Annotated in this window: 24 protein-coding genes; 12 read left to right on the top strand and 12 right to left on the bottom strand. The window is 68.9% G+C overall.

The window, feature by feature from the left end; translation table 11 throughout:
• Positions 1-22: 22 nt before the first annotated feature.
• The 5 genes from ABZV40_RS30735 to ABZV40_RS30715 form a co-directional block, all read right to left on the bottom strand.
• Positions 23-823, bottom strand: a complete 801-nt coding sequence (locus tag ABZV40_RS30735) for a phospholipid scramblase-related protein (RefSeq protein WP_355449191.1) — start codon at positions 821-823, stop codon at positions 23-25.
• Between the two features lie 83 nt (positions 824-906).
• A complete protein-coding gene (locus tag ABZV40_RS30730) occupies positions 907-1,098 on the bottom strand; it encodes a ferredoxin (RefSeq protein WP_355449188.1) in 192 nt (63 codons plus the stop codon).
• Positions 1,095-2,312, bottom strand: a complete 1,218-nt coding sequence (locus ABZV40_RS30725; RefSeq protein ID WP_355449185.1) for a cytochrome P450 — start codon at positions 2,310-2,312, stop codon at positions 1,095-1,097. The genes ABZV40_RS30730 and ABZV40_RS30725 overlap by 4 nt, the downstream gene beginning before the upstream one ends.
• A gap of 31 nt (positions 2,313-2,343) precedes the next feature.
• Complete coding sequence (locus ABZV40_RS30720; RefSeq protein ID WP_355449182.1) at positions 2,344-3,885, bottom strand: ABC-F family ATP-binding cassette domain-containing protein; 1,542 nt, start codon at positions 3,883-3,885, stop codon at positions 2,344-2,346.
• Between the two features lie 124 nt (positions 3,886-4,009).
• Complete coding sequence (locus ABZV40_RS30715) at positions 4,010-4,546, bottom strand: TetR family transcriptional regulator (RefSeq protein WP_355449180.1); 537 nt, start codon at positions 4,544-4,546, stop codon at positions 4,010-4,012.
• 70 nt (positions 4,547-4,616) lie between these two features.
• Here ABZV40_RS30715 and ABZV40_RS30710 point away from each other — a divergent pair, with 70 nt between their 5' ends.
• The 3 genes from ABZV40_RS30710 (at position 4,617) to ABZV40_RS30700 (ending at position 8,224) form a co-directional block, all read left to right on the top strand.
• On the top strand, positions 4,617-5,663 hold the full coding sequence (locus ABZV40_RS30710; RefSeq protein WP_355449176.1) for an FAD-dependent monooxygenase: 1,047 nt from the start codon (positions 4,617-4,619) through the stop codon (positions 5,661-5,663).
• A gap of 321 nt (positions 5,664-5,984) precedes the next feature.
• Positions 5,985-7,133, top strand: a complete 1,149-nt coding sequence (locus ABZV40_RS30705; RefSeq protein WP_355449414.1) for a nitric oxide synthase oxygenase — start codon at positions 5,985-5,987, stop codon at positions 7,131-7,133.
• A 20-nt stretch (positions 7,134-7,153) separates the two neighbouring features.
• Entirely contained in the window at positions 7,154-8,224 is a 1,071-nt protein-coding gene (locus tag ABZV40_RS30700) for an APC family permease (protein WP_355449174.1), read from the top strand.
• A 40-nt stretch (positions 8,225-8,264) separates the two neighbouring features.
• Here the strand turns inward: ABZV40_RS30700 and ABZV40_RS30695 are convergent, their stop codons facing one another.
• Positions 8,265-9,473, bottom strand: coding sequence for a transposase (locus ABZV40_RS30695; protein ID WP_355449171.1), 1,209 nt, complete (start codon positions 9,471-9,473; stop codon positions 8,265-8,267).
• Positions 9,474-9,572: 99 nt separating this feature from the next.
• Between ABZV40_RS30695 and ABZV40_RS30690 the strand changes: the two genes are divergently transcribed.
• Genes ABZV40_RS30690 through ABZV40_RS30680 form a run of 3 tightly spaced genes read left to right on the top strand, consistent with a single transcriptional unit; the run spans position 9,573 to position 12,288 of the window.
• Positions 9,573-10,670, top strand: a complete 1,098-nt coding sequence (locus tag ABZV40_RS30690) for a Re/Si-specific NAD(P)(+) transhydrogenase subunit alpha (protein ID WP_355449168.1) — start codon at positions 9,573-9,575, stop codon at positions 10,668-10,670.
• A complete protein-coding gene (locus tag ABZV40_RS30685) occupies positions 10,667-10,933 on the top strand; it encodes an NAD(P) transhydrogenase subunit alpha (RefSeq protein ID WP_218148043.1) in 267 nt (88 codons plus the stop codon). Before ABZV40_RS30690 ends, ABZV40_RS30685 begins: the two co-directional genes overlap by 4 nt.
• A complete protein-coding gene (locus tag ABZV40_RS30680) occupies positions 10,930-12,288 on the top strand; it encodes an NAD(P)(+) transhydrogenase (Re/Si-specific) subunit beta (protein ID WP_355449165.1) in 1,359 nt (452 codons plus the stop codon). Before ABZV40_RS30685 ends, ABZV40_RS30680 begins: the two co-directional genes overlap by 4 nt.
• On the opposite strand, the gene ABZV40_RS30675 is transcribed toward ABZV40_RS30680, so the two are convergent.
• From ABZV40_RS30675 to ABZV40_RS30665, 3 genes are all read right to left on the bottom strand, one after another.
• Complete coding sequence (locus ABZV40_RS30675) at positions 12,254-14,080, bottom strand: diguanylate cyclase (protein ID WP_355449162.1); 1,827 nt, start codon at positions 14,078-14,080, stop codon at positions 12,254-12,256. The two genes, ABZV40_RS30680 and ABZV40_RS30675, sit on opposite strands and share 35 nt — an antisense overlap.
• 202 nt (positions 14,081-14,282) lie before the next feature.
• Positions 14,283-15,086: an SAM-dependent methyltransferase gene (locus ABZV40_RS30670; RefSeq protein ID WP_355449159.1), complete on the bottom strand. Its 804-nt coding sequence runs from the start codon at positions 15,084-15,086 to the stop codon at positions 14,283-14,285.
• Positions 15,087-15,160: 74 nt separating this feature from the next.
• On the bottom strand, positions 15,161-16,195 hold the full coding sequence (locus ABZV40_RS30665) for an MFS transporter (protein WP_355449156.1): 1,035 nt from the start codon (positions 16,193-16,195) through the stop codon (positions 15,161-15,163).
• Between the two features lie 57 nt (positions 16,196-16,252).
• Here ABZV40_RS30665 and ABZV40_RS30660 point away from each other — a divergent pair, with 57 nt between their 5' ends.
• From ABZV40_RS30660 to crcB, 3 genes are read left to right on the top strand one after another with little or no spacing between them, the layout of a single operon-like run.
• Positions 16,253-16,693 (top strand): MarR family winged helix-turn-helix transcriptional regulator, encoded by a 441-nt coding sequence (locus ABZV40_RS30660; RefSeq protein WP_355449153.1) that lies wholly within the window; start codon positions 16,253-16,255, stop codon positions 16,691-16,693.
• A complete protein-coding gene (locus ABZV40_RS30655; RefSeq protein ID WP_355449150.1) occupies positions 16,677-17,048 on the top strand; it encodes a CrcB family protein in 372 nt (123 codons plus the stop codon). Before ABZV40_RS30660 ends, ABZV40_RS30655 begins: the two co-directional genes overlap by 17 nt.
• Positions 17,045-17,383 (top strand): fluoride efflux transporter CrcB, encoded by a 339-nt coding sequence (gene crcB / locus ABZV40_RS30650; protein WP_355449147.1) that lies wholly within the window; start codon positions 17,045-17,047, stop codon positions 17,381-17,383. Before ABZV40_RS30655 ends, crcB begins: the two co-directional genes overlap by 4 nt.
• 119 nt (positions 17,384-17,502) lie before the next feature.
• Here the strand turns inward: crcB and ABZV40_RS30645 are convergent, their stop codons facing one another.
• Positions 17,503-19,770: an AAA family ATPase gene (locus tag ABZV40_RS30645; RefSeq protein ID WP_355449144.1), complete on the bottom strand. Its 2,268-nt coding sequence runs from the start codon at positions 19,768-19,770 to the stop codon at positions 17,503-17,505.
• A 90-nt stretch (positions 19,771-19,860) separates the two neighbouring features.
• On the bottom strand, positions 19,861-20,289 hold the full coding sequence (locus ABZV40_RS30640) for a MarR family transcriptional regulator (RefSeq protein ID WP_355449142.1): 429 nt from the start codon (positions 20,287-20,289) through the stop codon (positions 19,861-19,863).
• Positions 20,290-20,425: 136 nt separating this feature from the next.
• On the opposite strand from ABZV40_RS30640, the gene ABZV40_RS30635 reads away from it, so the two are divergent.
• From ABZV40_RS30635 to ABZV40_RS30625, 3 genes are all read left to right on the top strand, one after another.
• Complete coding sequence (locus ABZV40_RS30635; protein ID WP_355449139.1) at positions 20,426-21,028, top strand: hypothetical protein; 603 nt, start codon at positions 20,426-20,428, stop codon at positions 21,026-21,028.
• A 1-nt stretch (position 21,029) separates the two neighbouring features.
• Positions 21,030-21,248 carry a DUF6343 family protein gene (locus tag ABZV40_RS30630; RefSeq protein WP_355449136.1) on the top strand — a complete coding sequence of 73 codons (219 nt, stop codon included), beginning with the start codon at positions 21,030-21,032 and terminating at the stop codon, positions 21,246-21,248.
• Between the two features lie 95 nt (positions 21,249-21,343).
• The gene (locus tag ABZV40_RS30625; protein WP_355449133.1) at positions 21,344-21,976 is read left to right on the top strand and encodes a TetR/AcrR family transcriptional regulator; all 633 of its coding nucleotides are present in this window, start codon (positions 21,344-21,346) and stop codon (positions 21,974-21,976) included.
• On the opposite strand, the gene ABZV40_RS30620 is transcribed toward ABZV40_RS30625, so the two are convergent.
• Complete coding sequence (locus tag ABZV40_RS30620) at positions 21,947-23,287, bottom strand: NAD(P)/FAD-dependent oxidoreductase (protein WP_355449130.1); 1,341 nt, start codon at positions 23,285-23,287, stop codon at positions 21,947-21,949. The genes ABZV40_RS30625 and ABZV40_RS30620 overlap by 30 nt on opposite strands.
• Positions 23,288-23,403: the final 116 nt, after the last annotated feature.

The raw sequence follows: 23,403 nt of genomic DNA, 5'->3' as shown, positions 1-23,403 counted from the left end.
AGGAGCCCTTCATCCCAACCGATCAGCTCTGGTTCTGGCTCAGCACGGTGTCGACGGTGACCCCGGACGCGATGATCATGCTGAGCAACGGGTCCGGCACCTGGCGGTGGAACTGCACGACGTAGTTGTCCGCGGTCGTGAACAGCGCCTTCGCCATGCCCTGCCACGTCTTGGTGATGCGCGCGACCTCGGTCTCGGTGTGGTCGCGCAGCGAGAAGTTCCACGCGCGGAAGTTCTCCGCGTAGATGCCGCCGACCTTCATCCCGTTGCACACGTAGGCGAAGCGGACCTTGCCGAAGACGTTCTCCTGGATGATCTCGCCGATCGGCATGCCGTCGCCGCGCTCGACCAGGACCTTGGACTTCCACATGGTCGCCGGACGTACCAGCCGGAGCACCGGATGCCCGTGCACGTCCCGGATCTCCAGGCGGACGTCCAGCATCGAGTCGAGCTTCGTGAAGGCGCGCAACGCCTTGGCGGCACCGGACTGTCCGACCTGCTCGACGGTGCCGATGTGGCGGGCGTGCTGGTCGTAGATGACGTAGGAGTTCGACATCTCGATGAGCTTCGCCTTCTGGTTCACCACCAGGACGGGCTCGGTGAAGAGCGTGCCGCCGCCGCCCTGGACGGGCTGCCCGACGCCGGCGCGCTGCACCTGCTGCGCGACGCGTTCCTGGCCGGTGCCGCCCATCTGCATCTCGAGGTGGTGGGCGTCGGTCTGCTGCTGGCGCGGCTGCACGTGCGACGTCCACTGGGTGCCGTCCCACCAGCGCACGAAGCGCGGATCAGCGTTGTCCGGGTACCAACCGGGCGCGGTGTTCATGCCGGAGAGCGTACGACCTCAAGACAGCCGTTGGTGCCAGGCGACGGGGCACGGTTGTCGCCTGGCAGCTCTTCAACGGCGGGTCAGCTGATCGTGATCGCGCTCGCCGGGCAGAGGCTCGCCGCTTCCTTCGCGGTGGCCTCGTGCGCGGCGTCGGGGTGCTCCACCAGCAGCACCACGGTGCCGTCTTCTTCGCTCTGGTCGAAGAGGTCCGGATCCGTCAGCACGCACATCCCGGAACCGCAGCACTTCGACTGGTCGACGGAAATCTTCATGACGACCACGCTACTGGCAACGAGTGGACTCCGTAGATGCCCATGTTCGTGCGCAACGGCACCTCCTCCGGTGCCACGTCCAGCCGGAGGTCGGGGAACTCCTGGAACAGCTTGGTGAACGCGATCCGCATCTCGATGCGGGCGAGCTGCTGACCCAGGCACTGGTGGATGCCGTGCCCGAACGCGACGTGGCCGGACGCCGGGCGGCGCAGGTCGAGCTCGTCCGGGTTGCCGGGGAACTTCTCCGGGTCCCGGTTCGCGGCCGGCACGTGCATCAGCACGGTGTCACCGGCCTTGATGAGGTGCCCGTCGATCTCCACGTCCTCCAGCGCAGACCGCATCGGTCCGAAGTGGATGATCGACAGGTACCGCATGAGCTCCTCGACGGCGTTGTCGATGATCTCCGGCTCGTCCTTGAGGATCTTGAGCTGGTCCGGGTGCTCCAGCAGCGTGAACGTGCCGATGCCCAGCATGTTCGCCGTGGTCTCGTGCCCGGCGAGCAGGAGCAGCATCGCCATGTTGGCGGCTTCCTCGTCGGTCGGCTCACCGGTGGCCAGCAGGTCGCTGATCATGTCGTCGCCGCCGGGGTTCGCCTTCTTGCGGGCGATCAGCTCGCGCATGAACGCCTGGATCCGTTCGAAGGCCGCCATGGCCTCCTTGAACGTGACGTCCAGGCTCAGCATCTTCGCGGTGTCCTCCTGGAACCGGTGCCGCTCGTCGTAGTCGACGCCGAGCAACGCGCAGATCACCAGTGACGGCACCGGAAGCGCGAACTCCTTGACCAGGTCGGCCCGCCCGTCGAAGGTCCGCAGGTGCTTGAGCTGGTCGTCGACGATTCCGCCGATCCACTCGGACAGCTGGTTCATCCGCCGGACCGTGAACTGGCCCTGCAGCATCTTGCGCAACCGGGTGTGGTCCGGCGGGTCCTGGCTGAGGAACATGCCGGGCTCGGCCTTGCGCCGGTCCTCCTCCTCGGGCAGTTCGCCCTGGAACCGCTTGTCGAGCAGGTGGAACCGCTCCGGCCGGTTGCTGAACTTCGGGCTCCCCAGGATCTCCCGCACCTGGTGGTGCCCGGTGACGAGCCAGCCGAGGTGACCGTCGGCGAACTTCAGCCTGCTGATGCGGGCCTTCTCGCGGATCTCGGTCACCTCCGCGGGCGGGTCGAACGGGTTCTGGCGCGTGGTGGGCAGCTCTTCGGAGATCACTTCGGTCATCTCGCACACCTCCCAGTGCTCGGCAGAGGACCTATTTCGAATCTACAGAACCTTCATGACTCTGTGAAGATGAAGCCAGGGTCACGGTCCGCCACGAACTGAAATCTGTCCGCATCCGCCTGTCGTGGGTCGCGACGGCCACGGCCGCCCCGGTCCGCTGCAGTGCCTCCGTCAGCTCGTCGACCAGCGCGATCGACAGGTGGTTGGTCGGTTCGTCGAGCAGCAGCACGTGCGGGCGGCTGCTCAGCAGGATCGCCAGCTCCAGTCGCCTCCGCTGCCCAGTCGACAGGCGGCGGACCGGACGCGCGAGGTCTTCTCCTCTCAGCAGACCGAGTTCCTCCACCCGCGAACACAGCTGCGCCGCCGTGGCGTCCTCGTTCTCGAACGACGACTCCTGGGCGAGCAACGCGACCCGGCCGGCGTGGTGCACGGTGCCGACGGCAGGGGAGAGGCGGCCGGCCAGCACGTTCAGCAGCGTCGACTTGCCGGCCCCGTTCGGGCCGGTGATCAGCAGCTTCTCGCCCGCGCCGAGGGAGATCGGCTCGGTCAGCTTCAACCTTTCGGGTACTTCCAGCGGGGTCGCGTGCAGCAGGTCGCCCTCGGCGGAGAGGTCCGGCGGGGCGAAGCGCAACGGCGGCGGGGGAGCGTCGACGCGCTGGTCGCCCAGCGCCTCCAGCCTCCTGGCGACGTTGCGCATCCTGTTCGCCGCGCGCGTGCCGCGCTTGTGCCGGAACGCGCCCTTCGGCGGGCGCCACGCGTCCTTCAGCCGGGACTGGGCGCGCTCGACCTTCTCGGTCAGCTCCTCGTGCTCGGCCTCCTCCTGGGCGAACCGCTGTTCCCAGCGCTGCCGTTCGGCGCGCTTGGCCTCCTGGAACGCCCGGTAGCCGCCGCCGTGCAGGTGCACCTCGCCGTCCGGGGCCGGGTCGAGGTCGAGCAACTGCGTGCAGACGTCGTCCAGCAACGTGCGGTCGTGGCTCACGAGCACCACGACGCCGTGGTGCTGCCGGAGGCGTTCGGTGAGGAAGTTCAGCGCGTGCGCGTCCAGGTGGTTGGTCGGTTCGTCGAGCAGCAGGACGTCCGCGCGTTCGGCGAGCAGGCACGCGAGCCGGACGCGATAGCGCTCACCGACGCTGAGCTCGGCGAGCTTCTGCGCCCGGTCGTGGTCGGCGCCGAGTGCTTTGAGTGCGATGTCGGCGCGGCGTTCGGCGTCCCACGCCTCGATGTCCTCGGCGTGCGCCAGCGCCTTCTCGTAACGCTGCTGGTCGAACGGCGTGGCCGCACTGTCCAGTTCGGACAGTGCCTGACGGCTTCCGCTTAACGCGTCGTTGAGCAGGTCCCCCACCGTTTCGTCGTCGTCGAACGGCATTTCCTGGCGCACCAGGCTCAACGAACCGTGCCGCGTGACAGTTCCCTGGTCCGGTGCGAGATCGCCGGCGAGCAGCCGCAGCAGGGTGGTCTTGCCGCGACCGTTCTCGCCGATGACGCCGAGTCGTTGGCCCGCGGAGACTTTCAGCGAGATGCCGTCGACGACAGGGCCGGACTCGTAGCCCTTGGTGAGGTCGTGGGTCGTCAAGTGAACATGCGAGCGCATGCGGGATCTTCTTTCGGGTACGCGAAATCAGGACGTGGTGTGGTGGCACACGTCCTGCGTCAGAGGTAGAAGACCCCGTACCCGAATCTCACGAAACCCACGGTACTTACGGCCGCAACGCCTTTTCGACGGCCAGCTTCAGGTCCCGCACGCTTTCCGCGGTGCCCGGTTTCGGGCAGTCGGCGCTGCCGCCGCCGACGAGCCGGTAGAAGAGCAGGCCTTCCAGGAACGCGGTGAAGTGCGCGCCGGCCCGTTCCGGATCCTCGTGGCCCAGCTGCCGCGCGAGCGCGGTCGCCTGCTCGCGCGGGGTGTGCACGAGGATCGACCTGAGCTCGGGGTGGTGGGTCGCTTCGAGCATCGCCGCGTACCTGGCGAGCGTGCGGTTCCGTTCGACGAGCCAGCTGTCGAGCGTCCTGGCGAGACTGCCCGCGACGTCGTCGGGATCCGGCGCGACGTCCAGCCGCTCCAGCTCCGCGAGCCGGGCCACGAAGCCCTCGACCAACGCCTTGCGCGTGCGGAAGTACGCGCTGGTGGACCCCTCCGGCAGCCCCGCCCGGCGGTCGACCGCGCGGTGGGTGAGCCCGCGCATGCCCTGTTCGGCGACGAGCTGGATGGCCGCGTCGGTGATCAGGTCCCTGCGCACTGTGCTCCCCGTCTCTCTACAGCTGTAGTCTACAGGTGTAGCGTCTTCTACACCTGTAGAGGAGGCTGGGATGAAGGCGATCGTGGTGGGCGGCGGCATCGGCGGACTGGCGGCGGCGGTCTCGTTGCGCCGAGTTGGCTGGGAGGTCCAGGTCCTGGAACGCGCCGCCGCCTTCGCCGAGATCGGCGCCGGCGTGGGCGTGATGCCGAACGCGTTGCGGGCGCTGGAGTGGATGGGCGTCGCCGACGAGGTCCGGCGGCTCGGTACCCCGCGCGTGTCGGGCGGCGTGCGGGCGTCCGACGGGCGCTGGCTCGTGCACCTGCCGGAGGCCGGTCAGGAGCGGGTCATCGCGATGCACCGCGCCGATCTGCACGGCGTGCTGCTGCGCGCGCTCCCGCCCGAGATCCTCTTCAACAACGTCGAGGTGACCGGCGTTGAGGAGCTGGACGCGGACCTCGTGGTGGCGGCGGACGGCATCAACAGCCGCCTCCGCGCGGAGCTGCTGCCCGACGCGCCGGGACCGGTGTACGCGGGGGCCACGGCGTGGCGAGGGGTCGCGCCGGGGCCCTACGACCTGCCGATCACGCAGACACTCGGTCCCGGCGGCGAGGCGGGCGTCCTGCCGCTCGGTGACGGCCGGGTCTGCTGGTACGTCGCCGCGGTCGCGCCCGCGCAGGCCGGCCTGGACCCGCTGGAGCTGTTCGGAGGCTGGCACGACCCGCTGCCGCACCTGATCCGGTCGACGTCCCAGGTGCTCCGGCACGACATCTACGAGCTGCCGCTGCTGCCCACGTTCGTGCGCGGCCGGGTGGCGTTGCTGGGTGATGCGGCGCACGCGATGACGCCATACCTCGGGCAGGGGGCGTGCATGGCGCTGGAGGACGCCGTGACGCTCGCCTCGGTCGACGGTGATCTCGCGCGGTACGACGCGCTGCGCAGGCCGCGGACGCGGGCCGTGTGGCGGGGCTCGCGGCGGGCCGGGAGGTTCGGGATCGAGGTGCGGTCGCGGCTGGGGCTGGAGGTGCGGAACTTCGCGCTCCGCTCGGTGCCGGGATCGGTGGCCCTGCGGGGAATGAGCCGTTTCACCACCTGGCAAGTGCCTTCGATGCCGCGATGACGTGCACAGTGGACGGCCCTGGGCGGCGAGCCACGCGTTCGGAGCCGTCCGATTCCAAGATCGGATCGCTCCCGCCGAAGTTCACTCGATCGGGTCGAATCCACCAGTGAACTAGATCACTGGTCAATGTTTGGTTTCGGCGAGATAACAGTCCAAAACCACCCTTTGTCCCGTGCTTTGTCACCCGGTTGCGGTATCAAGTACTCGCTGAGCGTGTCAGACGCGGTCCAGTGATCCAGATGGCGTAGCGCTAGAGGCGGTTTCGGCCACACGAAAGCGCAACTACGGTGCCTCGCCATGACCCCCGTCCCGACTGATGTGATGCCCCGTTCCCTCACGGCGCTCCCCCCGGCGCAGGACGAGAACATCGGCGAGATCGACATCGCCGAGGCAGAGGACTTCGTCCGCCAGCACCACGCGGAGGCCCCCGACCTGGGCCCGGTGGAGGCTCGCCTGGCCGAGGTGCACGCGGAGATCGCCGCGACCGGCACCTACCGCCACACCACAGCCGAACTGACCTTCGGTGCACGTGTGGCCTGGCGCAACAGTTCCCGCTGCATCGGCAGGCTGTACTGGCGCAGCCTGAAAGTGCGCGACCTGCGGGAGGTGTCCACCCCGGCCGACGTGGCCGCGGAGTGCGTCGAACACCTTCGCGTGGCGACGAACAAGGGCAAGATCAGGCCCGTCATCACGATCTTCGCCCCGGCCGAGCCCGGCCTGCCCGCCCCGCAGATCCTCAACGAACAGATCGTCCGCTACGCCGCCTACCGCGGCTCCGACGGCGGTGTGCTCGGCGACGCCCGCAACCTGGCGCTCACCGAGCTCGCGCTGAAGCGCGGCTGGCAGCCACCGGCGTCGCGCGGCCCGTTCGACGTGCTTCCGCTCATGGTGTCCTGCCAGGGCCACGAGCCGGCGCTCGTCGAGATCCCGGCCGACGCCGTGCTCGAAGTCCCGTTGTCCCACCCGGAACTGCCGTGGCTCGCGTCGCTCGGCGTGAAGTGGCACGCCGTCCCCGCGATCAGCAACATGCGGCTGCGCATCGGCGGCATCGACTACCCGTCGGCGCCGTTCAACGGCTGGTACATGGGCACGGAGATCGGCGCCCGCAACCTCGCCGACCACGACCGGTACGACCTGCTGCCGTACATCGCCAAACGAATGGGCCTGGACATGTCGTCGGAGGCGACGTTGTGGCGTGACAGGGCTTTGATCGAGCTCAACCGCGCCGTCCTGCACTCGTTCGGCGAGGCGGGGGTCACGATCACCGATCACCACACCGAGTCGAAGAGGTTCCTGACGCACCTGGAGAAGGAGGAGGCGGCTGGACGTTCCTGCCCCGCTGACTGGTCGTGGATCGTGCCACCCGTGTCGGGCGGGCTCACGCCGGTCTACCACCGCTACTACGACACCGGTGAACTGCTGCCGAACTTCTTCCCCGCGGCCAAGCCCGGTTGTCCCGTGCCGCACTGATCTGGCGGCACACTGACCGGGTGCAGCTCACCCGAAGTCTCACCCTGACCGACGCCGTCTTCGTCGGGCTCGGCTCGATGATCGGCGCCGGCGTGTTCGCGGTGTTCGCCCCGGCCGCGGCGGCGGCCGGGTCAGCGTTGCTCGTCAGCCTCGTCATCGCGGGCGTGATCGCCTGCTGCAACGCGTTGTCGAGCGCCTGGCTGGCCGCGAGGTACCCGCAGTCCGGTGGCACGTACGTCTACGGGCGTGAACGGCTCGGCCGGATCTGGGGTGACCTGGCCGGCTGGGCGTTCGTGCTCGGCAAGACGGCGTCGTGCGCGGCCATGGCGCTGACGGTCGGCAACTACGTCGGTGCGCCCAAACCCGTTGCGGTGGCGGCAATCGTCGCGCTGACCGTGCTGAACCTGACCGGCGTCCAGAAGTCCGCGCTGGCCACCAGGGTCATCGTGATCGCGGTGCTGCTCGTGCTCGCCGCGACCGCGGTGACAGCGCGCGAAACCACGCAGCCGGCGGAGTTCCTGCCCGCAGGAATCCTTCCCGCCGCCGCGCTGCTGTTCTTCGCGTTCGCCGGCTACGCGCGCATCGCCACACTCGGAGAGGAGGTCAAGGAACCGCAACGGACGATCCCCAGAGCGGTGGTCATCGCCCTCGCGATCACCCTCGTCGTCTACGCGGCCGTCGCGCTCACGGCGTTGAGCGCGCTGGGCGCCGACCTGGCCACGAAGACGCTCGCCGACGTGTCACCGGCCCTGGCTCCCGTGATCCGCGCGGCCGCCTGCCTGGCCGCGCTGGGCAGCCTGCTGTCGTTGCAGCTCGGCGTGAGCCGGACCGCGCTGGCGATGGCGCGGGACCGCCGGTTGCCCCGGCAGCTGGCGGATCTGCGGGTCGCCGAGATCTGCACCGGGCTCGCGGCGATCGCGCTGGTGCTCGCCGTGGACGTCACGCGCGCGATCGTGTTCAGCTCGTTCTGCGTGCTGCTCTACTACGCGATCGCCAACGCCAGCGCGTGGACGCTCGGTAAACGAGTTGTGCCCGCGATTGGGCTGGTGGGGTGCCTGACCCTGGCCGGTGCGGTGCTCTGGCAACTTTGAATGCTCCCCGCCCTGCATGGGCTGTGTGGGGATTTTCGGCTCAGGCTGCCTGCTTGTCCGGCGGACGAGCAGGTCTTGTGCCGTCATCACCGACCGGGTTCAAACCTGCCCGGACCAGCATCACCGCCGCGGAGTTCTTGTCCCTGGCGGACACGGCTCCGCACGACGTGCAGGTGTAGGTGCGTTCGGACAGTGGCAATGCGTGCTTGGTTCTCGCACCGCATGCCGCGCAGTCCATCGTGGTGTGTTTCGGGTCCACCAGCCGCAAGTCGCGGCCGTGTTTGCGGGCCATCGCGATCAGCTCGCGCTTGGTGGCGCCGATCGCGGCGTCCGCGGCTTTGCGGGCCATCGTGGATTTCGCCAGGAACTTCGGCCGGAAGTCCTCCACCGCGAGCACGTCATGGTCACGCACGACCCGCTTGGCCCACTTGCGGCCGGTGTCCTGCCGCTGCCGGGCGACCTTCTTCTGGATCTTCGCCGCCTGCCGCCTGGCCTTCCGGTAACCCTTCGAACCGGGCCTGCCCTTGTCCGGGCGGCGACGGGCCATCATCCGCTGATACCGGGCCAGCCCCTTCGCGGCATTCCTGCCGTGCTCGGGGTGCGGCAGATCGTGCGCGTCGCTGGTGGTCGTGGCGAGTTCCCTCACGCCCCAGTCGACACCGATCACCCGGCCGGTCACGGGCAAGGCCTGGACGTGCGTCCGGACGACGAAGGAGCAGTACCAGTGGCCGAGGCTGTCGCGATAGACGCGCACCGACGACGGCACGGCAGGCAACTCCCGCGACCACACCGGCCGCACCACGATCCCGCCCGCCAGGCGCAGCACACCCTCACGCAACCCGAACCCGCGCCGGGTGTAGTTGAGCGTCGGTTCGGCCAGCGACCGCTTCTTGAACCGCGGCATCCCGGCACGCCGCCACTGCGGCACCCGCTCCCGCACATCCTTGAGCGCCTTGGCACGCGACGCACCGAAATCCCGGACGACCTGCTGCTGCGCCACCGACGACCCAGCCCGCAACCAGGTACGCCCGCCGCGCCAGTCCGTCAGGAGTTTGTCCAACTGCGCCGGGCCGCACGTGCGCGGGTCATCAGGGTTCTCGCGGTTGTGCCGATGAGTCTCACGCGACTGTGCGACGCACTGATTCCACACCCACCGGCAGCGATCCCACTCCACCAGCAACGCGCGGCACGCCGACGAAGACAAACGCAGCCGGTAGGTATACCGGGCCACGCCTGCCTCATCTGCCATGAAGGCGACTGTATCGAACAGATGTTCATCCCTGTTGAGGCCGGCTTCTGGCAATTGTGATGTGGCCCAGGTCACCTTTGATCGCGTAACGTGCGTACGGTGAGAGTGGGAACACCCGCAGAGTCGCGGCCCGCCGAGCGCCGAGTCGCCTGCGTACCGGAAACGGTGTCGTCGCTGGTCGACGCCGGACTGACCGTGCACGTGCAGGAAGGCGCCGGGCGTCACGCGCACGCCGTCGACGCCGCCTACCGCGCGGCCGGGGCGACCGTGACGCCGGAGGACCCGACGCCGGAGTCCGATGTCGTCGTGTCCGTGCAGCCGTTGACCACGGATCAGGCCGAGAAGCTCAAACCCGGCGCCATCACGATCAGCTTCCTGCAGCCGGGCAGCGAGAGGGAGCTGCTGGAGGTCTACCGGCGGCGGCGCGTCACGTCGTTCAGCTTCGACCTGCTGCCGCGGGTGACGCGGGCCCAGAGCGCGGACGCGCTGTCGTCGCAGGCGCTGGTGGCCGGCTACCGCGCCGTGCTGGTCGCCGCCGAACGACTACCGCGCTTCCTGCCCATGTTCACCACCGCCGCGGGCACCGTGCCGCCGGCCAAGGTCCTGGTGCTCGGTGCCGGTGTCGCGGGACTGCAGGCGATCGCGACCGCGCGCAGGCTCGGTGCCGTCGTCGAGGCGTACGACGTGCGCAAGGCCGCGGGTGAGGAGGTCCGCAGCCTCGGGGCCAAGTTCCTCGAACTCGACCTGGAGACGCAGTCCGGTGTCTACGCGTCCGTGCAGTCCGAGGAGTTCCTGGAACGCCAACGGGAACTGATCGGCGAGCACGTGGCGGCGTCCGACATCGTGATCACCACGGCGGCGGTCCCCGGCCGCAAGGCGCCGGTGCTCGTGACGACCGACATGCTCAAGGCGATGGCGCCCGGTTCCGTCCTGGTCGACCTGGCCGCGGAGTCCGGCGGCAACTGCACGGCTTCCGTTGCGGGACAGGAGACCTGGGTCGGCGAGGTGCTGGTGCACGGCGTGCGGAACCTGCCGTCGTCGATGCCGGTGCACGCGAGCCGCCTCTACGCGCGCAACGTGCTCAACCTGCTCAAGCTGATGATCGCGGACGGAGAGGTGCGGCCGAACCTCGGCGACGAGGTGCTCGACGGCTGCTGCCTCACCCACGACGGTCAGATCCGCAAGGAGTCGCCGTGATCGACCTGCTGACGATCTTCGTGCTGGCCGTGTTCGTGGGCTTCGAGGTGGTCTCGAAGGTGTCCACGATCCTGCACACGCCGCTGATGTCCGGCGCGAACGCCATCCACGGCGTGATCCTCGTCGGTGCGATCCTGATCACCGGGTCCGCCGGGAGCACCCTGGAGCTGGTGCTCGGGCTGCTCGCGGTCTTCCTGGCCACGGTCAACGTCGTCGGCGGCTTCGTGGTGACCGACCGGATGCTGGAGATGTTCCGGAAATGACGGTCCAGCTGATGTACCTCGTCGCGGCGCTGTGCTTCATCCTGGCGCTGAAGGGCTTGAGCTCGCCCAAATACGCCCGCTACGGCAACTTCATCGGCGCGTTCGGCATGCTCGTCGCCGTCGTGACCGCGTACCTGCACGGCGTCGTCCACAACGGACTGTGGATCCTGCTCGCGGTCGCGCTCGGTGTGGGGGTGGGCATCCCGGCCGCGCGCTCGGTGAAGATGACCGCCATCCCGCAGATGGTGGCCCTGTTCAACGGAGTCGGTGGCGCCGCGGCGGCTTTGGTGGCGCTGGCGGAGTTCTTCTCGGTGCCGGACACCGCGGTGATGTTCCGGTTCGCGACCGTGCTGACGGTGCTGATCGGCACGGTCAGCTTCTCCGGTTCGGTGGTCACGTTCCTGAAGCTGCAGGAGCTGATGACGACCCGTCCGGTGCTGCTGCCGGCCGGGCAGCAGCTCGCGATCGCCGCCGGTGTCTCCGCGGTTGCCCTGTGCGCCCTGACGATGGCGGTGCCGAACGGGTTCCTGCTGTGGTTGCTGGCGGCTGTCGGGCTCGCGCTCGGCGTGCTGTTCGTGCTGCCGGTGGGCGGCGCGGACGTGCCGATCGCGATCTCGCTGCTGAACGCGTTCACCGGCCTCGCGGTCGCCGCGTCCGGTTACGTGCTGGCGAACACGCTGCTGATCGTCGCCGGCACGCTCGTCGGCGCGTCCGGCACCATCCTCACCCGGCTGATGGCGCAGGCGATGGGACGCTCGCTCGCCAACATCCTGTTCGGTGCCTTCAAGGCGACAACCGTTGCCGCACAAGGGGAAGAGCAGCGCTCGGTCAAGTCCGGCACGGTCGAGGACGTCGCGATCCTGTTGGGGTACGCGAACAACGTCGTCGTCGTGCCCGGCTACGGACTCGCGGTCGCGCAGGCCCAGCACGCCGCCCGTGAGCTCGTGACGCAGCTCGAACAGCGCGGAGTCAAGGTGTCGTACGGGATCCACCCCGTCGCGGGCCGGATGCCGGGACACATGAACGTGCTGCTGGCCGAGGCCGACGTGCCGTACGAGCAGCTCAAGGAGCTCGACGACATCAACCCCGGCATCACCTCGGTCGACGTGGCGCTCGTCGTCGGCGCGAACGACGTGGTGAACCCCGGCGCGCGCGACGAGCCGTCCAGCCCGATCTACGGCATGCCGATCTTCGACGTCGACCGCGCGAAGTCCGTGGTGTTCATGAAGCGGTCGATGCGGCCGGGCTTCGCGGGCGTGGACAACGAGCTGCTCTACAACCCCAAGACGACGCTGTTGTTCGGTGACGCCAAGGACTCGCTCACGAAGCTGCTGGCGGCGGTGAAGCAGCTGTAGCCAGCAGTTCCGTCACATCGGCCGCGGACAGCGCGGGCAGCAGCCCGATCACCGCGTCCGCGCCGACGGCACGCCAGTGCTCGGCGTCCTCGAGCGTGTGCACCTCGTCGACGCCGAACCGCACGCCGAAGCTGTGCACGGTCGCGATCAGGTCGCGCATCGCCTGGCGCAACGGCGAATCCGGCCTGGGCGCTTCCGCGCGGGTGATCACCGCGCGGACCGGCACCTCGGTCAGCACGGTCAGTTCGTCGTAGCCGCCGTGGAACCCGTCCAGCGCCGTCACGATGCCGCTGTCGTGCAGCACCACGGCGTTGTCGTCGCCGGCCAGCACCGACGAGATGTCGAGCGCGATCCGCAGCCGTTCCGCCGGCAGGCCCGTCTCGTCGAGCGCGCGCTTCACGTCGGCGACCAGGTCTTCGTCCCGAGACTGCAAGGCGCCCAACGCGATGTGCAGCGTGGGCGCCCGGTCACCGAATTCCTCCACCCATCTCGCCGCCTGCGCGCACGCCTCGCGCAGCAGCCACCTGCCGATGGGCAGCGACAGGCCTGTCGAGTCCGCCAGGGCCATGGTGTCGTTGTGGCTCAGGTCGTCCCAGTGCAGACGGGCGACGGCGCCGAGCACCTCGCGGGTGTCGAGGTCGTGCACCGGCGCGTAGACGACCTCGATCTCACCGTGCTCCCACGCGCCCGGCATCGAGGCGGCCAGCGCGTACCTGCCGCGGCGGCGGGCGTCGTCGTGCGGGTCGTGCAACGCCCACTGCCGCTTGCCGCGCGCCTTCGCCTGGCGCAGCGCGGCGTTGGCGCACCGCATCAGCTCGTTGGCGGTCGCGAACGCGGGAGGCCGGTCCACGACGCCGATGCTGGCCGACAGCGCGATGCCGTGATCGTCCACAAAGGTCGGTTCGGCGAGCGCGTCCTGGATCTCCTCGACCGTCGTGGTGACGTTGTCGTCGATCGTCATCATGGCGAACTCGTCGCCACCGATCCTGGCCAGCACGGCCTTCTTCTCGGCGGCGAGCTTGCCGAGCCGCGACGCGACGATCTTGAGCAGCTTGTCGCCCGACTCGTGGCCGATGCCGTTGTTGACGACCGAGAACGCGTCCAGACCCAGGTGGTACAGGGTGACCGGGTCGCTCGTGACCCGTCGTTCGACCTGCGCGACGAAGTGCCCGCGGTTCGACAGGCCGGTCAGCGAGTCGTGCAGCAGCTGGTGGTCGAGGCTGCGTTGCAACAGGTGCAGCTCGCTGATGTCCTCGACCATGGTCACGTGGTGCGTCGGCTCGCCGTCCGCGTCGCGCAGCAGCGACACCGCGAGGTGCACCCACACCGGTTCGCCGTCCGCGCGGATCAGTTTGCGCTGGTCGCGGAACCGGTCGAGGCGCCCCTCGCGCACCTGCCGGTACGAGGCGGCCAGCGCGGCGGCGTCCTCGGGGTGGAAGAAGTCGATCAGCTCGCGCTCCACGAGCTCGGTGCCCGACTCCAGGCCGACGATCTCCGCGAGCGTGTCGTTCGCCTCGACGCACTTGCCGTCGAAGCCGGTGATCGCGATGCCCAGCGCGGAGGACGCGAACACCTCCTGGAACCGCGCCTGGCTGACCTTCAGGGTGCGTTCGACCCGCTGCTTGGCCCGCACGATCGCGACCTTGATCTGCTCCTGCTGGTCGAACGCGTCCATCCGCATGGCCTGTGCGTACGCGGAGCTCAACCGGGCGAGCAGAGGTAGCTCGAAGGTGGACGAAAGAACCTCGATCGTGGCACGCAGGGAGTCAGGTCCGGTTGCGTGCAGTGACACCAATCGATCGGCTACCGATTCAGGTGACTCCGGAAGCTCCACCAGAGAATCGAGCAGAGCCTGCTCGATTTCGGCATGGGACAGCGGGATGTACGCCGTTGACGTCAACGCGTGCATCCAGCGGGCGGCGAGTTCCGGAAGTTCCATTCTGTGCACAGAGCGTACGGACTCCGTGTTTTGAAGCCAACATCAGCAACGCGTGCTAGCCCTTCCGGCCTACCACCGCGTAGATGCCCGCCTTGTCCGGATCGTCGGTGTTCGTGCCCTCCGGCCGCCACAGCGGCAGCGGCACGATCCCCGGCTCCACCACGTCGAACCCGGCGAGCAGCCCCTCGATCTCGGTCTTCGTGCGCGGGAACATCGGGTTCTGGCTCTTCTTCATGACCTCGACGACCCCGGCCATCTCCTCGGGCTGCAGGTCCTGGGTGAACTGCGAGAAGGCCAGGTAGCTGCCCTGTGGCACGGCATCGCGGTAGGCCGCCACGATCGCCGCGGGGTCCGCCTCCGGTGGCACGAAGTGGAAGACGCCGACGGTCAGCACGCCCACGGGCCGCGTGAAGTCGATGAGACCGCTTTCACCCGCCGCCTTCAGCACGGCGGCGGGCTTGGTCAGGTCCTCCTGGATGATCGTGGCGTGCGGGTCGTTCTCCAGGATGAGCTGGCTGTGCGCGACCGCGACCTCCTCGAAGTCCACGTAGACGACGTGGGCGTCCGGGTCGGCCTTCTGCGCGATCTCGTGCACGTTGCCGACCGTCGGGATGCCGGACCCGAGGTCGAGGAACTGGCGGATGCCGCTCTCCATCATGAACAGCACGGCCCGGCGCAGGAACGCCCTGTTCAGCCGCGCGATCGTGCGCGCGTTCGGCTGGGCCTGCAGGAACTTCTCCGCCAGCGCCCGGTCGGCGGCGAAGTTGTGCCCGCCGCCGAGCAGGTAGTCGTAGAGGCGAGCAGCGCTCGGTTTCCCCGTGTCGACGCCTTCCGGAACCCAGCTCACCCGTTCAGACATGGCCACAGGCTACTGACGCGCCACACGCGTGCGGCAGGGGTGGAGCCCATTTGGTCCAGCGCAACCCGCTGCTATCACTGGAAAGTGTGAATCAGGGCGGTGGCGACCGCGACGCCCAGCGCGGTGCCGAGTCCGCGCGCGACGTTGACCAGCCCGCTCCCGACGCCCGCCGACCCCTCCGGCAGCGCACTCATCACCCGTTTCGTGCAGGCGGGCGCGATGATGCCGAGCCCGATGCCGGCCGTCACGAGCTGAACCACTTGTGGCACAGGCAGAATCAGCGCTGTCCCGGCGATCAGCGCCCCGACGGCGATGCCCGGCCGGTGCAGTGCGGTCGCCGCGATGGCGAAACCGAGCGGCAGCGCGGCCGTCGTGAGTCCAATGTGTGCCAACGGTTGTTGCATGGTGAACGGCAGCAACGTCATCGGCGCGAACAACGCGGCGTACGTGAGCAGCACCCCGGCCAGTCCCGGCAGGACCCGCCACGTGGGCTCCGCCTTCTCGGGCTTGGTCTTCGTGCGGGGGAGCAGGTAGTGGCCCGCGATCAGGGCGACCACGCCGATCGGCACGTTGATCGCGAACACCGCCTGCCACCCGTGGTGCTCGGTGAGGTACCCGCCGAGCAACGGCCCGGCCGCGAGCCCGGTGGCCTGCGCGGCGGCCTGGATGCCGAGCGCCTTCCTGCGACTTTCCGGTGCCACCGCCGTGGTCACCAGCGCGACGCTGTTGGCCTGCAACATCGCCGCCCCCACCGCCTGCGCCACGCGGGCCGCGATGAGCGCGTCGAACCCCGGCGCGTACACGCACGCGATGGACGCGCCGGTGAAGAGCGCGAACCCGCAGCTGTAGACGATCTTGCGCCCGACCCGGTCCGCGATCCTGCCCATTGGGACGAGCAGCGCCACGAGCGTGATCAGGTAGCTGAGGGAGATCCACTCCGGATCGTTCTGGAAGTGCCGGCTCATCGCGGGGAACGCGAGCGTGACGATCGAGGCGTCCAACTGCCCCATGAACGCCCCGAAGCACACCGTCGCGATGACCAACCACGGCGCATACGACCGGCGTGCGATCCACGTCGGCCTGGGGGACTCCGTGACGAACCAGTTCATCGCACTCAGATTATATCTGACACAGAGCTATTTCTTCACGTTCAGTAAGATTTCCGCATGTCAGACGAAGCCCGCACGCTCACCGACGTCGTCACTCGCCTGCGCCGGGCGCTGCGGACGAGCATCCGTGCGGACTGGCCGTGGGAATCCCTGCCGATGGCGCAGGTAGAGCTGCTGCAGACCCTCGCGGAGCGCCCGCCGATGAAGGTGGGCGACCTCGCCGCGGTGCTCCGGCTCGCCCCCAACACCGTCTCCGGCCTGGTGTCCCAACTGATCGACTCGGGCCTCGTCGTGCGCGGCGGAGACCCCAAGGACAGGCGGGTAGCACGACTGTCCGTCTCACCACGTGGACACGAACAGCTGCTCGTCTGGCAGCGCGAACACGAGAAGCGCATCGGCTCCGCCCTGTCGAAGCTGGAGCCCTCCGAACGCGAGGACGTCGTCCGCGCCCTGAAGGCCCTGGACCACCTGGTGGAGCACCTTGCCGAACCCAACTGAGCCGATCGACCCGGACGTCGACCTGCACGTTCCGGCCCAGCGCACCGAGCTGCACCTGCCGTTCGTGGCGCTGGTGTCGCTGGGCGGCGGCCTCGGCGGCGTTGCGCGCTATGGGCTGTCACTGGCCGTGCCGGGCGCATGGGGGTTGTTCTTCATCAACGTGCTGGGGTCTTTCCTCATCGGCATGCTGATGGGAATCGTGCCTCGACCGCTGGTGCGCGCCTTCTTCGGCGTTGGGCTTCTGGGCGGATTCACGACCTTCTCGTCGTACGCGGCCTCGTGGTCGTGGGCGCTGGTGGTTACGCCGGTTTGTGCTGTGGCGGCGGCGTTTCTCGGGGTGCGGGTGACGCGGTGACGGTGCTTGCGGTGTTCTTCGGTGCGGCTCTTGGGGCTCCGGCGCGGTACCTGCTCGATCGGTTCGTGCAGTCGCGGCACGAGTCGGATTTCCCGTGGGGGACTTTGACGGTGAACCTGATCGGGTGCTTCCTGATCGGGTTCTTGGTCGGGACGGCTTGGATGCCGCTGCTCGGGGTCGGGTTCTGCGGCGGGCTCACGACGTACTCGACGTTCAGCTACGAGACGGTGAAGCTGCTGGAGGCCGAGAAGTACCGCCTGGCGCTGCTGAACGTCGTGGTCAGTGTCGCTCTGGGGGTGGGGGCAGCGGCCGTGGGCTTGGCGCTGGCACGCTGATCTCTCCGTCTCGCGAGGTGGATGAAGGGTTCCTTCCTCCACCTGGCGTTGAGGAAGGAACCCTTCATCCACGTAACCGCCCAGCAGGCGGGTTGCGGACAAGACCTCTGGCAAGGCGCCTAGGAGACGTCCTTCAGCCGGGACAGCACGTCGGGCAGCGTGCCGGTGTGCACGACGCCAAGTCGTTGCGTGGCACGGGTCAGCGCGACGTACAGGTCCGACGCGCCGCGCGGCGACTCCTCCAGAATCCCTACCGGGTCGACAACGACCACGGAGTCGAACTCCAGGCCCTTCGCGTCGGTCACGCCGAGCACGACGACCTGGGCCTCTTCCAGGTCGTTGCCCATCGACGACCCCGGCACCGCGGCGACCACGGCCGAGCCGACCGGCTGCAGCAGCGCGGCCGGCACGATCACCGCGATCTTGCCGTCGCCGACGGCGGTGATCTCGTCCGCGATGAGCGCGGGTACCGAGGACTCGAACGACGGCACGCGGGAGACCCACGGCGGCACACCGGTCTCGCGCACGGAGGTCGGTGGGACCAGAGAAGAATCCACCGAGGCGAGGACGTCGGCGGCCACCTCCATGATTTCGGCCGGGGTGCGGTAGTTGACGGTCAGCTCCGTGAGACGCCAACGGTTCTGCACGTACGGGGACAGCACGGTGTCCCACGAGGTGGCGCCGCCGATGTCGCCGGTCTGGGCGATGTCGCCGACGACGGTCATGGACTTCGAAGGACACCTGCGCATCAGGGTGCGCCACGCCATGGCCGAGAGTTCCTGGGCCTCGTCGACGATGATGTGGCCGAACGTCCAGGTGCGGTCGGCGGCAGCGCGTTCGGCCGCGGTCTCGTAGCGGTCGACGCCGTGGCGCTCGGCCAGCCTGTACGCATCCATCAGGTCGGTGGCCATCAGGATTTCGGGGTCGGCGTCGTCCTCCAGGTCGAGGATGTCGAGGACGCCCTGGGCGTACTCGATGGCCTGGCGGCGCTGGCGTTCGGCGCGGGCCTTGGCCTCGGTGTCGTCCTCGCCGAGCAGTTCGGCGGCCTCGTCCAGCAAGGGCACGTCCGCCGGGGTCCAGTCGTCGCCCACCCGGTGCAGCAGGTCGCGTTCCTCGCGGGTGAACTTCGACATCGCGCGGTTGCGGCGCTTCGGGTTCGCGTAGAGCTCGGAGAGCAGCGAGAACGGGGTCAGCACCGGCCACAGCGACGAGATGGCCGCCTGGACCTCGTCGGACTCGCGGAGCTCGCGGCGGATGTCGTCCATGTCCGTCTTGTCGAGCAGATGCCCACCGAGACGTGAAGCCACCATCGAGGCCAGGGTCGAGATGATCTCGCGGGTGAACGTGCGGCGGGCCTCGTTGTGCGGGCGGCGGGTCCGGCGCGCCCTGCCCCGTGCGTCGGAGATCGCGCGGCGGTCGAGGCGCAGCACGTCGTTGTCGAAGCGGATGTCGACGAACGCCGGTGCCTCCTGGCGGTCGCGCACGGCCGCGGCGATCACGTCGGCCATCTGGATGCGGCCCTTGACGGCGGCGACCTCGGCCGGCTCGCGACCGGTGGCCGTCAGGCCCGGGTACAGCTCGCCGACCGTGGACAGCAGGACGCCGGTCTCGCCCAGCGACGGGAGGACCTGACTGATGTAGCGCAGGAACGTCGTGTTCGGGCCGACCACGAGCACACCGCGTTTCGCCAGCTGCCGGCGGTGTGTGTACAGCAGGTACGCGGCGCGGTGGAGGGCGACCGCGGTCTTGCCGGTGCCCGGACCGCCCTGCACGACGACGACGCCGTTGAGCTCGGACCGGATGATGACGTCCTGCTCGGCCTGGATCGTCGCGACGATGTCGCTCATCTGGCCGGTGCGCGACTCGTTCAGCGCGGCCAGCAGGGTCGCCTCGCCGGTCAGGCCCTCGTTGCGGGACGGCTCGACCGAGTTGATGTCGAGCACCTCGTCGTCGAGGCCGATGACCTTGCGCGAGCGGGTGCGCAGGTGCCGGCGCCGGCGCACGCCGTCGGGAGAGGCGGCGGTCGCGAGGTAGAACGGCCTGGCGGCGGGTGCCCGCCAGTCCATGAGCAGCGGCTCGTATTCCTTGTCCTCGTCGAAAAGACCGATTCGGCCGATGTAGAAGCGGTCCCCGTTGTGGAAATCGAGCCGGCCGAACGCGAGTCCGTTCTCCACCGCGCTGTACTGGGCCAATTGATCTGTGTACATCGCCACGGAGGTGTCGCGCTCTGACCGCATCTGGTGCGTGCCGCCAGTTTGTCGCAACGATTGTGCGAGTCGTTTCGACGTCTGTTCGCGGAGGTCGTCGAGCCGGCCGTACAACATGGCCACGTATTCCTGCTCCGGCTCCATTTCGGCGAGCCGGAGGTCATCGGAGGGGCTTGACAACTTGCCTCTTTTCTCGATACTGTGCGACGTCAGGTTTTATCCTGCATCGGTCATTCCTGCCCGCACCCCGATCGTGCGAGCGCAGACTGTCTAATCTACACGCAAATCAGCGTGATGCAGGTACGCCTTCCGCAGCAGTGTGGTGAGTTCAACGCGCTCCTGCGCCGTCAACGGCGCCAGCAACTCCTCCTCGTGCGCGCGAGCCGTCTCCAGGCGGTCGCACAACGCCCGCCTGCCCACGTCGGTGATCGACACGGCGAACCGGCGCCGGTCGTGCTCGTCCCGTTTGCGCTGGGCGAACCCGCGTCCCTCCAGGTCGTCCAGCACGGACACCAGGTCGCTCGCGTCCATCCGCACCGCGTCGCTGATCCGCTTCTGCGCCACCGCCTCCCGCTCGGCCAGGAACGCCAGCACCGTCACGTGCGGTGCCCGCAGGTCGCCGCGCGCGAGCCTGCGGGCTTCCCTGACCAGCTGGAGCATCAGGTAGCTGGGCAGATGCAGAAGCTGATCAATGCTCATGTACCTCAGCATAGAAAAGATCTGTCCCCCGATCGTGGATAGCGCTGCGTGATGAACCGGTCCGCAGGGGGTCCGTGCGGGTGAGCGTTGGGGTGACGTTTCTCCACAAACCACCTGCGCACGGCATGGTGGGGGTATGACGCGTGCGGAGATCGTCCGGCTCGCCCGCTGTGTGGTGCGCAGGCCGAGGTGGCAGCTCGTCCTCGCGGTTCTGCTGTCCGCGTGGACCTTCGCCTGGGTGCTCGGCCAACTCGCCGAGAGACCCCTCACCCCGCTCGGAGTACTCGCCTGGACCGGTATTCCCCTCGACGCGGCATCCGTCTGGGTGCAGGAACGTGAGAGCGTTCTCGTCTGGCTCGCCACGCTCGGCGGGCTGAGCTGGGCCGCCACCACCGAGCAGGGCCAGCTGCCCGCGCTCGCCGGGTGGTTCGCGGTCCTGGTCGCGGGAGAAGCAGCCGGGTACGAGCACGCGGTCCAACGCGCGATGCTCAGCATGGCCGTGTTCCTGGTCGTCCTCGCGGTCGTGTCGCTGGGCGGCCGGCGCGCGTTCGTCGTCGACCGCGTCGCCGTCATGCCCAGGGACGTGATGCGAGCCGGCGTCACGGCCGCCGTGCTGACCGCCGTCGTCCCCCTCATCGCCCCTGGTCTGGCCCTGACGCGTCTCGTTAGGCCCTATGTGACGAAACCCCCGAGGCCGCTGCGGCGGGTTGACGTGCCCCTGCTGCGGGAAACCGGGTGACGTGAGTGACTACCTGCCGCCCCCGGCGCCCCCGCGAAGTGCTCTGACGCTGCGGTTGTGGCTCGCCGGGTTCGGCCTGGTCTTCAACTCGGTGGCCGGGTGGCTGGCGCTGCGAGCTGACCTCGTCTGGCTCGCGGTCGTGCTTTTGCTACTCGCCGTTGTCTGCGTTGTGGACTTCGGTTGGGTAGTTCACCGCAAACGCCGCGGAGATCCGGGCTGAAACCTGTCGGGAACCTGTGCTTGGGCATATCGGGTCATATGGATAAAGATGTTCGCGTGCATGAAGACCCGGCTAGGGGCAGGTTAGCCAGGGTGATGCGTCGACAGCCGGTGCAACAGCGTGGCGCGGCTACCGTCTCCGCGATCCTGGACGCTTGTGCGAGCCTGCTGAACGAATACGACTACGACGACATCACCACGGCGCGCATCGTCGATGTGGCCGGAGTGCCCATTGGTTCCTTCTATCAGTACTTCCCGGACAAACGATCTGTTGTCCACGCACTCGCACTGCGCGGGATGGAGACCTATCTCCGCGAGGTCGAGGAGCTCTTCGCCGCGGACCTGATCGCGGACACGTGGCGCGAGGCCATGGCCCAGATCGTCAGCGTCTACCTGCGGATGCTGGGTGAGGTGCCCGGCTTCGGACGGGTGCGGTTCAGCGACATGCTGGACAGCCACCGGCTCGACTCCAGCGTCGACCAGTACGAGCTCATGGCCGAACGGCTGGCGGAGATGTTCGTCAACCGGTTCGGCGCGCACGGCGACGCCCCGGTGACGCTCACCTTCCGCATCGCCGTGCAGACCGCGGACGCGTTGTTCAAGCTCGCCGAACGCGTCGACCCCGAAGATCGCGCGTACGTGGTCGGCACGGCGAACGAGCTGCTCACCGGCATGCTCGGGTCAGTTCTGGAGGCGCCCTCAGAGGCCGTACGCCTCGAGCAGCCGTAGCCAGACCTCGCTGATCGTCGGGTACGAGGGCACCGCGTGCCACAACCGGTCCACGGTGACTTCCCCGACGATCGCGACGGTCGCCGAGTGCAGCAGCTCGGCGACGTCCTGGCCGACGAACGTGACGCCGACCAGCGTCCGCGTGCGCTCGTCCACGACCATCCGCGTCCTGCCGTGGTACCCGTCCGCGTGCAGCGACGAGCCGGCGACCGCGATGTCGAGGTCGACGACCTTGATCTCGCGCCCGGCCTTGCGGGCTTCCTCGGCCGTGTGGCCGACGAACGCCACCTCGGGGTCGGTGAACACCACCTGCGGCACCGCCACGTGGTCCGCCCACGCCTGCCCCGCCGACCGCGGCTTCGGCTCGAACCCGCGGGAGCGCTCCAGGATCGCCGTGCCGACCGCCCGTCCCTGGTACTTGCCCTGGTGCGTCAGCAGCGCACGCCCGGTGACGTCACCGGCCGCGTACAGCCATCGTCCGTCCACACCGGACACCAGGCCGGAGTCGTCGATGGTCAGCGGCTTGCCGTCCTTCGTCGCCGGCACCCGTCCGGTCGCGACGAGGATCTCCGAGCCCTTGAGCACCCGGCCGTCCTGCAACGTCAGCGCACCCGGCGCGATGGCCGACGCACGGGCGTTGAGCAGCACCTCGACGCCGTCCTCCTGCAGCCCTTCGACGACCAGCGGCCCGACGAACTCCTCCAGCCGCGGCAACGGCCGGTCACCGGACACGACCAGCGTCACCTTCGACCCGAGCCGCGCCCACGCCTGCGCCATCTCGACGCCGACCACGCCACCGCCCAGCACCACCAGCGAGTCCGGCACCTCGCGCGCCGACGTCGCATCCCGCGACGTCCACACAGGAGTGTCGGCGATACCTTCGAGCGGCGGCATCTTCGGCACGCTGCCGGTGCACACCACGACGGCCTGGCGCGCCCGGTGCACGTCGCCGCCGACGGTGACCTCGCGTTCGCCGGTGACCTCGCCGTCGCCGCGGATGACCGTGATGTTCTCCGACTCGGCCCACTTGACCTGGCCGGAGTCGTCCCAGTTCGACGTGAAGCTCGTCCGGCGGGCGAGCACCGCGGCGGGGTCGAGCGAGCCCGCGTGCACGCCCTGCACGCGCCGGGCGGCCGCGAGCGCGTGACCGGGCCGCAGCAACGCCTTCGACGGCATGCACGCCCAGTACGAACACTCGCCGCCGACCAGCTCCTTCTCGATCATGGCGGTGGACAGGCCTCCCGCGGCCGTCCGCCACGCCACGTTCTCCCCTACAGGGCCACCACCGATGACGATGACGTCGAAGTCCATGGCGCCCACAGTAGGCGCGAACCAACCACCTGGCCGGAAGTCCTGCCCGCTCTGGCGCCCAAGCCCGGCGTGCCAGGTGCTCGATGAACGGCGCATTCGTCCACCTCAGGTGGACG

The organism is Lentzea sp. NPDC004782 (genome assembly GCF_040609115.1).
Lineage (GTDB): Bacteria > Actinomycetota > Actinomycetes > Mycobacteriales > Pseudonocardiaceae > Lentzea.
The sequence above is the reverse complement of the archived record's forward strand: the minus strand, read 5'-3'. Positions and strand labels throughout refer to the sequence as shown.